Origin of the sequence: Brucella sp. NBRC 12950, from assembly GCF_030268145.1 — a bacterium.
Taxonomy (GTDB): Bacteria; Pseudomonadota; Alphaproteobacteria; order Rhizobiales; family Rhizobiaceae; genus Brucella.
The window spans coordinates 34,963-47,648 of the sequence record NZ_BSQC01000024.1 but is presented as its reverse complement, the minus strand read 5'-3'; the positions used below and the strand labels follow the sequence as shown (position 1 = coordinate 47,648).

Sequence of the window (12,686 nt, the reverse complement as noted above, 5' to 3'; positions counted from 1 at the left end):
GCCTATCGGCTTCAACTGAATGCTGTTTCTCTCGTTTCCATCCATCGCGTCGCGCCCCTCCTTCGGGCGTGACGCAAATTGCAGCATCAATCTATTCAATCACAGGCGCAGAGAAATGCGCGCTTACAATGATCTTTCGGATGACTCGCTATCGTCGGTGTTGTCGAGGATGGACTATTTAGAGGACGCAATCGGCGGCACTTCCGCCACTAAAAGCGGAAAAAGACTGCCAAGAATCGTTTGCGTATGCCTACCGATGATGGTGTCGACCCTTATTTAAGAGCGCTTATCTTAGCTCACCCACTATTTAAGCCAAAAGCCAATTGCTTAATTAAGACTGCTTTCGCATAGTGAAGGCATGTCCGAATCAGATTCCAACCTCCGGCTAGGCCGCTTTGTCGAGACCCCTGTTGCGGGCGAAATCGTGCGTGCCTTCGTACCGCCGCCACTGCCGCCAGAACCGCCGATCGACGTGCTGACCCTTCTGGAGCGGCTAAGTTTGGCGGAACGTGCCTTGGGGCGCCTCGACGGTATCACTATGCTGCTGCCGCGCCAAGAACTGTTCCTCTACATGTACGTGCGGAAGGAAGCCGTCCTTTCGTCCCAGATAGAAGGAACGCAATCGACCCTTTCGGACCTGCTCCGCTTCGAGACCGAAGCGCAGGCCGGCCAGCCGATCGACGACATCCGCGAAGTCTCGAACTACGTCGATGCGATGATGTATGGGCTGGAACGGCTGGAAGAGCTACCGCTGTCACTGCGTCTGATCCGCGAGATGCACGAACGCTTGCTGCAAAGCGGACGCGGCGGGACGAAAAATCCCGGCGAGTTTCGGCGGTCTCAGAACTGGATCGGTGGCTCACGTCCAGGCAACGCGCTTTTCGTGCCGCCACCGCCGACCGAGATGGATGCTTGTCTCAATGCGCTTGAGCGCTTCATGCACGAGGACTGCTCGCGTCTGCCCGCCCTCATCAAGGCCGGGCTGCTACATGTCCAATTCGAGACCATCCACCCGTTCCTGGATGGAAACGGCAGGATCGGCCGCTTGTTGGTGACGTTGTACCTGTGCGTCAACGGTGTGCTGCGCAAGCCGCTGCTCTATCTGAGCCTTTACCTCAAAACGCATCGCGCCGACTATTACCGCCTGCTTCAGGAGGTGCGCGAGCACGGGGCATGGGAAGCCTGGCTCGATTTCTTCCTTGCCGGTGTGGCGGACACTGCCAATCAGGCGTTCGAGGCCGCCACCCGGATTGTCGATCTGTTCAAGGAAGACCGCGAGCGGATTACGACAGAGAGCGACCGGTCAGGCTCCGCGTTGCGTATCCACGATCTGTTTCAGCAAAACCCGTTCCTGACGGCCAACCAACTCGTTCAGCAAACAGGTCTCTCAGCCCCCACGGTCAATGCCGCGCTCGCTGATCTGGAACGGTTCGGCATCGTCGAAGAAATCACCGGCCGTAAACGAGGGCGCGTGTTCAGTTACCGGCGATATCTCGCCATCTTGAGCGAGGGAACCGACCCGCTCCCCACAACGGCTTAAAAGGGGGAGTCCGTGCCGATAAAAACTATATCCGCCGCACAATTCGCAACCGCTTTCGATCTCAGGCCAACCCTCGTGGCATGGTTTCTCGGTGCTGGTGCATCGGCCGCGTCCGGCATTCCGACTGGCTATGCCATGATCCGCGATTTCAAGGCGCAAATCTTTTGCCGCGAAACAAACCTGTCAAAGCGCGAGATCGATACCGCTGACCCGATCTGGATCGACAGGATCGATGCCTTTTTCCGCCAAAACTCGCTGTTGCCGCCTGACGGTGATCCTACGGAATACGCCAAGGCCTTCGAGGCGGTTTATCCAGAGGCTCGGCATCGCCGACAGTATATAGATGATGCGATCTCCAAGGGCACTCCCTGTTTTGGACATAAGGTGCTTGGCAGTCTGATGGCTGCTGGCAAGGTCGATAGCGTTTTCACCACGAACTTCGATCCGCTCATCGAGGAGTCGGCGCATTTGGCAAATGCGATCCTCCCGATAGACGGCCAGAAACGCCCGACCGTGGCGGCGATCGATTCCGCGGACCGTGCCATGCGGTGCCTCAATGAATCGGACTGGCCGCTGGTCGCTAAGCTCCACGGTGATTATCAGTCGATCGCGATTAAGAACACGGGATCGGAACTAGAGGAACAAGACGCCCGGATGCGGCATGTGCTGGTGGAATCCGGCAAGCGCTTTGGAATGATCTTCGTCGGCTATAGCGGACGCGACGCTTCGATCATGGAGGCGCTGAACACGGTTCTCGATGCGCCTTCGCCATTTCCGAACGGGCTGTACTGGCTCACCTCGTCAGTTTCGCGTTTACTGCCCGCAGTGATCGAATTTCTAGAGCGCGCCGGAGCGGCTGGCGTGGACGTGGCCGTCGTTGAGTGCGCGACCTTCGACGAACTGGCTGCCGATATCATCAAGGTAACCGATTTACCCAAGCCGCTTCTTGATCGGGTGATGGAAGGGCGACCTACGCCGCGTCTCGTACCCGTTCAGATTCCAAATGCCAAAGCCCGCGCATTCCCGGTGCTGCGCTATTCGGCAATTCTGCTCCAATCGATGCCGACCGCGGCCAGGCGCATCAGGTTGAGCCAACCGACAACATCGGCAGATGTGCGCGAGATCTTCAAGGCGAAGGGATGTCGGGCGACGGCGGCCGCTTTGGGGCGTGAGCTAGCGGTGTTCGGGCGTGACCAGGAAATCCTGGATGCCTTGGCTCCGCTCGGCCCATCGCTCGCTGGAACGATCGACCTAGATCCGGTCGCCGATAGCTGGGCGATGGGATTGCTCTACGACACGCTCGTGCGATCTCTCGCCCGACAGCGCCCGCTCATCCCACGCTACAGGCGTTCGGGCCATTCGCTCGTCGTTGCAACACCGCGCGACGGCGATGATCCTGATCGAACGCGGCGTCAGCAACAAACCCTATCCCGGCTGCGCGATGCCTACGGCACCAGTCTGTTTGGCAAAGTGCCCAAGCTAGGCTTCCCGTTTCAGGAGGGTGTCCAGCTCAAGCTGGAACAGGTCGATGGAAAGTGGTGGTGCGGCTTCGAGCCTTACACGTTCGTCCAGTTGCCCCGACAAGACACTCCACAAACGGAAGGTGCGGAGGATCTGGTCGCGCAAGAAGCTGCAGCTGAAATGGGCATGCAAGCCGAGCGACGAGGTGATCCTTCCGGTGACTGGCGCCGCGAACGATGGGCTCCGCGCTATAATAGGAATTGGGCCAGCATTATTGGGGCTTGGGCACAGCTTCTGACCGAGACGGGCGGCACGCTTCGAAGCGCTTTCGGACTCGAAGATGGCACTGGCATTGATGCCGTGTTCAAGGTGTCACCCGTCACCGGGTTTAGCCGACCGTCGCATCACCACACCTACTTCGACAGGAGCAAATGATGGCGAACCCAGCCCTCACCGAGCTGCCGCCATTCACACTCTTGGATGAGCCGGACCTGTCGTTTTCGCCATCCGACGCCACTCAGGTAGATGTCCATCCACTGCGCGGCCTCCTGAACTTCGGGCCGTACTCGAAAGGATCGTTTAGCGGATACACTCCCCGCATTCGAATCGCGACGGTTGGCCCGGAGAGCGCTTTCCACCGTCGTGGCGATCTGATGAAGCTGTTGCGCAATGTGCATCGGCCTTCCGACCGATCGGAATATGTGCCGGAATATCCCGGTTTCGAGAGTTTGTTCCGCGTGGCGCTCGAGGCAGCGCCCGCAAGTGCGCACATCAAGTGGCCTGAGCGTCTCGACCAGCTACCGGGTGACGGCGACGCGCAACATCGCCTCTACCTTGCCATGGATGCCGCGCTCCGCCGCCTCGACGCCGTCCGCAATGAGTTCGACGTTGCGCTGGTCCACTTTCCCGACAACTGGGACACGGCGACACGTGGAAAATTCTTTGATGCACACGACGTACTGAAGGCTCTGGGTGCCAAGTATAATATTCCGACCCAGGTCCTGAACGACCGCGTCTTCACCTTCAACTACAAGGCCTCGCTCGCGTGGCGTCTTTCGACCGCGCTGTATGTGAAGGCTGCGGGGACGCCGTGGAAGCTGGCGCCGCTGAAAGGCGTGCCAGCCGATACCGCCTACATCGGGTTGGCGTATGCCCTGCGCGGTGACCAGCAAGACGCGCATTATGTGACTTGCTGCTCGCAGGTCTTCGACATGGACGGTGGCGGCATGCAGTTCGTCGCGTTCGAGGCGCGAGACCCGGTGGCCGACGTGGCCGAAGCCCGCCGGAACCCGTTTCTCAGTCGCGACGACATGCGCGCGGTCCTTGCCCGTAGCCTGGAACTCTATCAGGGGCGCAATGGCGGCAACCTGCCAAAACGCATGGTCATTCACAAAACGACCGCGTTCAAGGAAGCCGAAATCGAGGGCGCGTTCGATGCGCTTACTGGCGTAGCGGAAATAGAGTGCGTCGAGGTCAGTTCGGCATCGTGCTGGCGCGGCGTCTGGCTCATCAAGTCGGGCGTGGAGAAACCGCCGTCAAAACCTTCGGGGTTTCCCGTGCCGCGCGGGACGATGGTGATCCGCACGGGCAATTCTGCCTTGGTATGGGTGGCGGGCAATGCCCCCGAGGTCTCAACCAAAGGCGATTACTATCAGGGCAAGAAGAGCATCCCCCGGCCACTGCAGCTGATCCGTCATGCTGGCAGCGGTCCGCTGGAATTGACCGCTCACGAGGCGTTGGCATTGACTAAGATGGATTGGAATAACGACGCGCTCTATGACCCGGTGCCGGTCAGCATTCGTTATTCCCAAAAACTAGCGCGCACAATTGCGAACGTCCCCGATTTGCCACGAAATGTTTATCCTTATCGGTTGTTCATGTGAGAAGCTTGCCGCAAACTAAGGTTCAACTAAAACGATGTAAGGTCTTTGACGAGATCCGCAAATCCGCGAATAGCAGGAGCAAATCAGTGACATTGGAAATAGTGACGTGCTGATTGATTGTCTGGACCAGTTCCCAATCCCGACGGCGATCCTGCCTCCGAGGCTCCGGGCACTGCTGGAACAGGTCGGCGACAACCCTGCGCTAAGGGTTGAGGTGACGACACGTTCGGATAGGGATCAACACGGGCCCAACCGCGAATACGTCCACATGATCATGGCAGTGATGCCTGAGGACGCACTCGCCTCCTTGGGCGTCGTCCATGAGGCGAGCGATGGCGTCGTGTCCTTCTCGGTGCCAGACATAGAACATCAAGGTGGCCTGCCGACGTTCTCTCCCTCCATATCGGGTCATGACTACATCGTCGCATCGTGGGGGAGCGGCTCCTTCTACAGCTATGCTTTGGCCGAGAAAGTCTGGATGGCACTGGGTCTATCGTCTCGAACCCTAGGTGGAACGCAGCAACGGATCATTTACGACGATCTGTCCCTGCCCGAGTTCGGCGTTGTCGAGGGAGAAATCACGACCCAGTACTACTTCTCAGCTCAGCGAGATGTTCAGTGGACGATGTCCAACGAATATCTGAGACGATATCTCTGGATGAGGGGAGCGTACGGCGTCCGGGTCTTCTTCTACGAAGCGCTGCTGCCCGACAGCCAGGGGCTGCGTGCGCTTATGGCAGATCAATCCCATGTCTTACTTGCGCCGAATGGTGGGTGGTATCGGCTGGACATCAGAGAATTCAATGGTGGCTTGCTCGTTCAGGTTTGGGCCTCAGTGGCTGCTGTTACGCCTGAATTGTGCCCAGAACGGACTGCCGATGGGCTGATGTGGCCCGGCGCGAATGAGCCTATGACTCACAGAAAAGCGGACGCTTTGGTGAGCTTAGATCCTGTCTATTTGGATGATCGATTTCTCGAAAGGTACGAGCAGAGCAGCTTCTTCGATACAACACCGGTCAACATCCATGGGCGGTGGCATTGCAGCCCATCGTATCTTGGGCAGTGGAGCTTTACCGACTGCGTTCGTGCTGGCCGCAACCTGATCAGGATACCCACACGCGAATTGTACAAGCCCAAGCCCGATCGCGAGATCGTCCACGCACACGCATTCGCATTGGATCCGTCACAGGTCGCCGCATTCGATCAGAACGAGGAGAACATCGTCGCTAAGACGGACAGGTTCGTGACTCAGCTTCTAGACCTGGGAGATGGTCTATCCGCCCTTGGCGATGCTCTGGGCATCCAGTCTACAGCGGAAGCAATCGTTGGGCTTTCCCGCATAGAGCTTGGGAAGAACGGTTGGTTGCACTATCCTGCACTCTCGCGTCTCGCCCAGGTGGCGCCCTTGTCCATGACTGAGCAGGCGTTCCTCTCCAGGTGCAAGAGCATCCATGAACTCTGGCAGCGGATACCGAATGGACTTCTGCGTGACCTACTCGTGAAGGCCGGTCACGCTCGCAAGGACGTCAAGGATCTGGGCAGCTTGAAGTTGATGCAGGCTTTGTCCAACGTCGTGGAACGACTAAACTCTGACGGCGAGCGGGTTGATGCTTTCGGGGCGAATCCCGAACCCGATGACCTGACGGATCGCAATTCGGCTCTCGCTGCCCTGTTCGTCAATAACGATCTGCGAATTGCAGATGCGCATGATGCCGGTGGCGTCCTGAGCGGGCTGGAAGCTCTCGGGTTCGACACTGCGGCGGTGAATCAGGGCTATGGTCGAGCGTTGGATCACGTGTTCGATGGCATCATCGACGGGTTCGCTCATCTCAATTCCGAATTGCTGAAACTCCTCCAGCGCTAAGGCAATTCCTCAACGCAGCGTCGTCAACGGGCATCGACGACGTTGCTTATTGCCATCAGCATAACCGCACCCACTGCATCGACGTCCCTATTTAGGAGGGGTATAGAGGGCTATGGAGTAGATATAGTTCTCATCGCTATCCCGCATGGCCCGCCATTTCGGTACAGAACTGGCACCCCTGAATCCGCCGATTTTCCGCTACCTACGGCGACAAGCGTCCACAATAGCTCGTCTTTCGATCCCTTGATGAACACGTCGCGCTCGGCGACCTCGACGCGCGGCGCGAAGGCGCGCAGGTGATCGCGCCGATAGCCGCCCCCCTCGATCCGCATCCGCTTGCGGGCGGCGGCCGCGAATCGCTGCTCCATCTGCGGCGTGATCGCCTGCTGCGATGAACAGTAGAGCGTGGCCTGCGCCCGCTCGGAATCAGCTTTGGGGTCCCTGAGGGCGCGCAGGCCCTCGATACGGTCTTTCAGCGCCGGATCGTCGAGATCGGTCACACCGGCCACTATGGCGTCGTAGAGCCGTTTCAGGTGCAGGTCCGTCTCAGCGCTGCGTTTGTTCAGTTCGGCGATGTGCTCGCCGCGTTCCTGGGTGCGGTCGCGAACGGCGGACAGAATTGTCTCCAGCCGGGACGGACCCGTCGTCGGTAACGGTCCAAGTCTCGGGGGAATGTCTCGGCGGACGCCCGACACGCGGCAAAGGCCGGGTCTCGGCATAGGCGTAAAGGTCTTGCGGGAGCGCGCCGCGCTTGGCGCGCCCGCGACGTTTCGGGCTGCGATGGGCGCGCGTCTTGGACATGGCCAAGGATCGGATGCGCATCCCCGATCACGAATAGCCTATGTGCCGCCGATCGCCGTCTTTTGCCGCTCGCTTGCCCGATCAGCCTCATGACGACACCAGACTCAACGCAGTCGCAACCGGCAGATAGAGGGTGCGCGGCTTTTCAATCAGGGCCGAGAAGCCGAACGCGGCGTAAAACGACGCAGCCTTGTCATCGATGGCATCCGCGAAGATGGCATGTGCCCCAATGGGCGACGTCGCGACCGTCTTGATGGCGTCGAACAGCAAGGCTTCGCCAAGCCCCTGACCGGCATAGTCGTTGTGCCGACCAAGCCAGCCTATCAGCACGGCTGGAATGGACGGGTAACGCGGCAGCTTCTTCGCCAACGGCTCGGGAACGGCGTTGAGGGGCACATTGCTGGACGACAGGGTGTAGAACCCCGCTATACGGCCCGTGGCGACCTCCGCTGCGACGAAGCAGGTCGCATATTTGCGCTTCACGTCCTGTGAGACCGTCTCGCGGAAATAGCTGTCGATCCGTTCGTTGCCGCTGGCAAAGTCACCTCGTTTGTTTGACTTCGCCAGCGGCTCGATGACAAAGCGGGCACTCACCGGCGTTCGATCAATTCGGCATGACGTTTGGCGGCACGAGCCAGCCGCTCATTCGGCTTGGGCGGATCGATCAACGCTTCAGCAAAACGAATCTGATCGGCGCGCGCCAGCCGCATGATCTCGGCATCTTCAACAACGCGCCGGGCATCTTCGCCAGCAGTGGCGATCAGATAGCCCGTTAGGGTCATTCCACGCAGGCGCGCGGCGCGCTGCATCTGGTCATAGACATGGATCGGAATACGCGCCTCCAGTCGGGCGGTATCAGGCTCTGCAAACGGTTTGGACATGACGGCCTCCTTCATTCGAATAATATACGGCAATATGCCGTATTTATCAAGAGACATATCCAGCCGCGCGGCCTCTTTCCATTCCGCGATGGAGAGCGCTATGCGCCCTCAATCCGTCCTTGTCTGCTTGGAGAGTCCCGACTGGAGCGGTGGCAGGCGGTCAAAGCTGCCGCGGCACGCGCCATCGCGCCAGCAGCCAGAAGAATAAGCCGTAGATTTGGGAGCTAAAGGCGTCGCGAATGTCTTTCGGGTTCAGTCTCAAACGTATTGAGTGACCCTGTCCCACATCACCGTAAGCGTGATGTCAGCAAGCGCATTCGCGGACGCTGGTATACTCCGAACGGTACTCGTGAAGTTGCGCGGCGTCAGCGTCAGATTTCCGAAGGTCGTCTGACATCCAGCTATGGTCCGCTTTCTCCGTTTCTGATCTATACCAAACATCTACAGCCTCGCTCTCGTGGGGCTTTTTCATTTGGGAAAAAAGGCAGGCGCTTAAACGCCGACCTCAATTTCATGTCTGGCAGCTTGAGCTAAGAAAGATGAGCGCGTTAAGCCGCGATCCTTTGCTATTGTGTCGATAGCTTTCAAAACGCCTCGTTCAAAGGTGACATTCACGCGCACAACCGCGCTATCATCTTCAATGAAGGGTACAGAGACCAAATAGGCACCTTGAGCCAATTCTGACCGGACTTCATCACGAGCCAAAATATCGGCATGACTGGATGCTTCCGGAAGGGCTTCATCCTCTGCATAAAGCTGAAGGGCTTCAATCGCATTCTTGATGATATCGTTAGCCTCGTCGGAAGCAGAAAAAACGCTTGGTAGATCAGGGAACTGAATACCAAACGCGCTATCTGCATCCTTATGCACCAATGCAAAAAAGTGCTTCATAAGAGTTTTCCTTTCGGTCGTGAGCTGTGCTCGGACTGTAGAGATTGATTTGCGGTTTGGCAGGCTGGTTAATCCCAGCCGGCCTGTTTCGCTATCGCCTTCGCCGTTCCTAGCGGAAGGTCTTTCTTAGGGTGGGGATTATTACGGTTTGTTCCCCTTTTCTGAACTTGTGGTGAGAACCCTTCACCGAGATTATTTCGAACCCTTCACTTTCAAGGAGTTTCACAATCTTTCTGCTGTCTCGTAGCATCGGCTCTCCGTGCTATTGAATGTGTATATAGATACACAAGAAGACATTTACGATCAACAATAATGTGTAATAAAATACACATCAAATCGGGACGCGGGCATCTCCTACAGAGGCAGCCGGTCGCTTGGAACAAGGCCACATTCGAGGTGGTTGAAACCGTCTGTCCGCTCCGGGTTCAGATTTCCCCTCATAATGCGATTCAAGTGGGCAAGACCGGTAAATCAATCAGAGGGACGGATATGAAACGACGTACATTCCTGCGAATGCCCGGCATCGGGCCTGTAGCTGCTGACGTTCCTGCAATGGTGCGCCCCAGGCCTGAGAACGTCAAAGAGACTGTAAAGCCGACCTTCGATATGGATTACGCCATGGGATCTGTTGAACTCGAAAAGGCGATGATCCTCAAAGACGGTCATCTCCCAATTAACCTTGCTCACATCAAGAAGATTGTAGGAAATCGGGCCGTCACGGTTAGTCTAAAACATTCCAATCCGCGGTCATGCTGTAATAGTCTGAATTATCGAGTTGTACTTAAGATTTGCTAGCAGAGCATTTGAAGCTTTTTCTGCCTACATAGATGCCATCATACTGCAATATCGATAACTTGCGACCAAAAAAAGTTTGGGCAAGCTATGTACCATTGTTGCCCATTGGCGGCTGCTTTCCTCAATTCGTAAGTATAAGTCTGGCTGCCGAAATACTTAAGCTGATACGGTATGAGACAGCATACCAATCCTTGTACGCCTTCAATTCTTCCTCAGCAGTTTCTCGCCGTCCACCTGCGCCAGAACCGCCCAACCGGGATCGTACGTGCCACGCGGCGTCGAAACTTTGAACCAGCGGGGCGGCTTGGCTTAAATCTTTACCGTCTCGCTTTTTTCGAACTGTTCGGCGAAGGTGCGCTTGATGCCCCGGAATCGTAGTTACGCAATACCTAATCAAAGCAAGCAAGGCATCCAACATCGAAGAGGTGAAGCTTGCTCTCATCAGTCCTGCAAGCTTCAACCATCCCTTTGAAATGAACGATGCCTTAATTGGGGTTGATACGGCACCGCGCCACTATCCAATACGGCGTTAGTACAGGCATGCACACCTGCCTCATAAAGACTGAGCTGTGTATCGAGACTTCATTTAGAAACAACCCGGTCTGTGCCAAGCTAGTCTGAACTGCCCATAGTGCCAAATAAGGAATAGGCGCCGCTTTTCGATAAGCTCGCGGACGGATGCGGCGACAGGCGATTATGATCCGACAGGTGGGCGAAAGTCTAGTTCTCGTAATAGATCGTCGGCAAAGTTTTCACGCGGCCAGGGATTTCTTGAGCCGGCAGTTGGGGTTGCTATTCTCTAGGTCGACGATGAAGCTTTTCCCTTTCGCGCGCTCCGAGAGCAAGACTTGCGTCCATCCCTGCCTCTTGCTGTGCTCTCATAAGCCCGCCGAATTCTGCCGCTGAGCGGATCATAACGGCTCTCCTTTTGCTTACCGTGCAGAAAGGGTTGGTAATAGTCTTTGAAAACTTAGCGAGGGGGAAGCATCTCATGGGCTTGGTGAAATCATCCCATTCGGGACATCCTGCGGCCGCTGTTGACCAAAATCGCAATTTTGTGAGCCTAGTATGGAATGAGATGAGAGATGTCGCTCACTTGGAGCTTTATACGAATGAGTGGGAACGGAAATTAACGTTTAAATCATCAAGACATCACAGGGGGGGCGAATTGGCATCATAAGATTTCATCGCGCTGATGAACATGATGGTGACCATGATATTTCACCTTTTCGAAGGCGCAGCTTTTTGTGCAGCCGCCATGGTAGAGTTGGCGAAGCTTGCTGTCAGTTCGTCGCTTGAGCCCAAGTCTGCGCTGAGAAACCGAGTTAACGTCAGAACCTTTTTTCCGTTTCACGCGTTGTGACTATGGGAAATCAGGAGAACGCCAATGCTCAAGCCAAGACATCCTGGAAAATACCCCGAACGAGAGCTTGATTGCCAGGAAGCCGTCGCCAACGAAATCATGGGCCTGATCGCTTCGGCAAGAAACGCTGGATGGGAAGAGGCGGAGACAGCTGCAGCTATTGCTATTGTCGCTCAAGGCTTGATTAGCACTTTCAATATCGAAGAAGCGGAAAATAGGAGCCAACAATGAACCGGAAAAAGAGTCCCTGGTCTGATCCAGATCTCAATAGAGAAACTAAGGTCGTTGACCCGGCACCAATTGAGCCCAAAGACCAAAACGAAACACCGACGCATGAACAAACCAACGCTCCCGGTAACCCGAAAAAGCAGGTTCCAACCGAGCCATATCCAGACAGGTCTAAAGACTAGGCCCATCGGAGCTGCATAGTCTGTGTTTGAAACATCTTAGCTGTGCCCTTCAGCGAGAAAAAGTTGGATATCGATCCCAATTAATCACAGGCTCGTTATGGAAGATTGATATAATGTCTCGGTGAAGAAGGTGATCCGTCGAACGCGCAGATTCCTCAGTTAGTTCGTTGATTTATCTGTCCCGTACTCACGCACGTTACCGCTCTTAGCAGACAGCAGTTAAAGGCACGCATTTTATCAACGATCCATCAAGCAATTGGCTAGAATTCCGCTTAATAACGATACTGGGGCGATTATGAAGTTCTTGATAGGTTGCGCGGCGCTGATATTTGCGCAGGGTATTGATAACGGCTTTACAAAAGAGCTTTCCAGCCAGGAAGAACCAAGATCGTTGGCAGAGCAGGTGAGAAGCTGCATTAAGATGCCATTTAACCTATCGGGTGACGCAATCATTGAGTTTACCTTGCGAGACGAAGGCAATGTCACTGATATAGAAGTGGTAAAAGCAGGCGGACTGGCCAATTATCTAGTCGGGCTTGTGGCTATTAATGGGGTCAAAAGGTGCCAGCCATATAAAACCTCCATAAGAGGCAGGGTGCGCGTCCCGTTTATTTTTAGAGCCGCAGATTGACGGAAAAATTGGCGTTCTGTCTCGGCTCTACAACCACTGCGTCGTAACAAAGGCCTGAATGAAGACGGACGCCCGCCGTCCTTGATTGAGATGTCCCCGGTTCAAATTCAGCCGATATCATTTGGCATACGCATTACGAAGAAAAACCGCCCAGCTTGACTGGGCG

11 protein-coding genes and 2 pseudogenes are annotated in these 12,686 nt (G+C 56.0%); 7 read left to right on the top strand and 6 right to left on the bottom strand.

Annotated elements, in window-relative coordinates; translation table 11 throughout:
* Positions 1–358: 358 nt before the first annotated feature.
* The 4 genes from QSJ70_RS26235 (at position 359) to QSJ70_RS26220 (ending at position 6,748) form a co-directional block, all read left to right on the top strand.
* The gene (locus QSJ70_RS26235; protein WP_285541024.1) at positions 359–1,540 is read left to right on the top strand and encodes a Fic family protein; all 1,182 of its coding nucleotides are present in this window, start codon (positions 359–361) and stop codon (positions 1,538–1,540) included.
* Positions 1,541–1,552: 12 nt separating this feature from the next.
* A complete protein-coding gene (locus QSJ70_RS26230; RefSeq protein ID WP_285541022.1) occupies positions 1,553–3,436 on the top strand; it encodes an SIR2 family protein in 1,884 nt (627 codons plus the stop codon).
* Complete coding sequence (locus QSJ70_RS26225) at positions 3,436–4,884, top strand: argonaute/piwi family protein (RefSeq protein ID WP_285541020.1); 1,449 nt, start codon at positions 3,436–3,438, stop codon at positions 4,882–4,884. Before QSJ70_RS26230 ends, QSJ70_RS26225 begins: the two co-directional genes overlap by 1 nt.
* A gap of 106 nt (positions 4,885–4,990) precedes the next feature.
* On the top strand, positions 4,991–6,748 hold the full coding sequence (locus QSJ70_RS26220; protein ID WP_285541018.1) for a hypothetical protein: 1,758 nt from the start codon (positions 4,991–4,993) through the stop codon (positions 6,746–6,748).
* Between the two features lie 110 nt (positions 6,749–6,858).
* Here QSJ70_RS26220 and QSJ70_RS26215 read toward each other — a convergent pair whose 3' ends face one another.
* The 5 genes and pseudogenes from QSJ70_RS26215 to QSJ70_RS26195 form a co-directional block, all read right to left on the bottom strand.
* Entirely contained in the window at positions 6,859–7,443 is a 585-nt protein-coding gene (locus QSJ70_RS26215; RefSeq protein ID WP_285541016.1) for a hypothetical protein, read from the bottom strand.
* Between the two features lie 193 nt (positions 7,444–7,636).
* Entirely contained in the window at positions 7,637–8,143 is a 507-nt protein-coding gene (locus QSJ70_RS26210) for a GNAT family N-acetyltransferase (RefSeq protein ID WP_285541014.1), read from the bottom strand.
* The gene (locus QSJ70_RS26205; protein ID WP_285541012.1) at positions 8,140–8,430 is read right to left on the bottom strand and encodes a type II toxin-antitoxin system TacA family antitoxin; all 291 of its coding nucleotides are present in this window, start codon (positions 8,428–8,430) and stop codon (positions 8,140–8,142) included. Before QSJ70_RS26205 ends, QSJ70_RS26210 begins: the two co-directional genes overlap by 4 nt.
* A gap of 492 nt (positions 8,431–8,922) precedes the next feature.
* Positions 8,923–9,321 carry a type II toxin-antitoxin system HicB family antitoxin gene (locus QSJ70_RS26200; protein ID WP_285541010.1) on the bottom strand — a complete coding sequence of 133 codons (399 nt, stop codon included), beginning with the start codon at positions 9,319–9,321 and terminating at the stop codon, positions 8,923–8,925.
* Positions 9,322–9,407: 86 nt separating this feature from the next.
* Positions 9,408–9,571 (bottom strand): annotated as a pseudogene (locus tag QSJ70_RS26195) (type II toxin-antitoxin system HicA family toxin); the annotation flags it as partial.
* Between the two features lie 239 nt (positions 9,572–9,810).
* Here QSJ70_RS26195 and QSJ70_RS26190 point away from each other — a divergent pair.
* The gene (locus QSJ70_RS26190; RefSeq protein ID WP_285541007.1) at positions 9,811–10,116 is read left to right on the top strand and encodes a hypothetical protein; all 306 of its coding nucleotides are present in this window, start codon (positions 9,811–9,813) and stop codon (positions 10,114–10,116) included.
* A gap of 201 nt (positions 10,117–10,317) precedes the next feature.
* On the opposite strand, the pseudogene QSJ70_RS26185 reads toward QSJ70_RS26190, so the two are convergent.
* Positions 10,318–10,410: pseudogene (locus QSJ70_RS26185) on the bottom strand (hypothetical protein); the annotation flags it as partial.
* 1,093 nt (positions 10,411–11,503) lie between these two features.
* On the opposite strand from QSJ70_RS26185, the gene QSJ70_RS26180 reads away from it, so the two are divergent.
* Complete coding sequence (locus QSJ70_RS26180; protein ID WP_215781137.1) at positions 11,504–11,710, top strand: hypothetical protein; 207 nt, start codon at positions 11,504–11,506, stop codon at positions 11,708–11,710.
* 474 nt (positions 11,711–12,184) lie between these two features.
* Positions 12,185–12,520 (top strand): energy transducer TonB family protein, encoded by a 336-nt coding sequence (locus QSJ70_RS26175; protein ID WP_285541006.1) that lies wholly within the window; start codon positions 12,185–12,187, stop codon positions 12,518–12,520.
* The last annotated feature ends 166 nt before the right edge of the window (positions 12,521–12,686 follow it).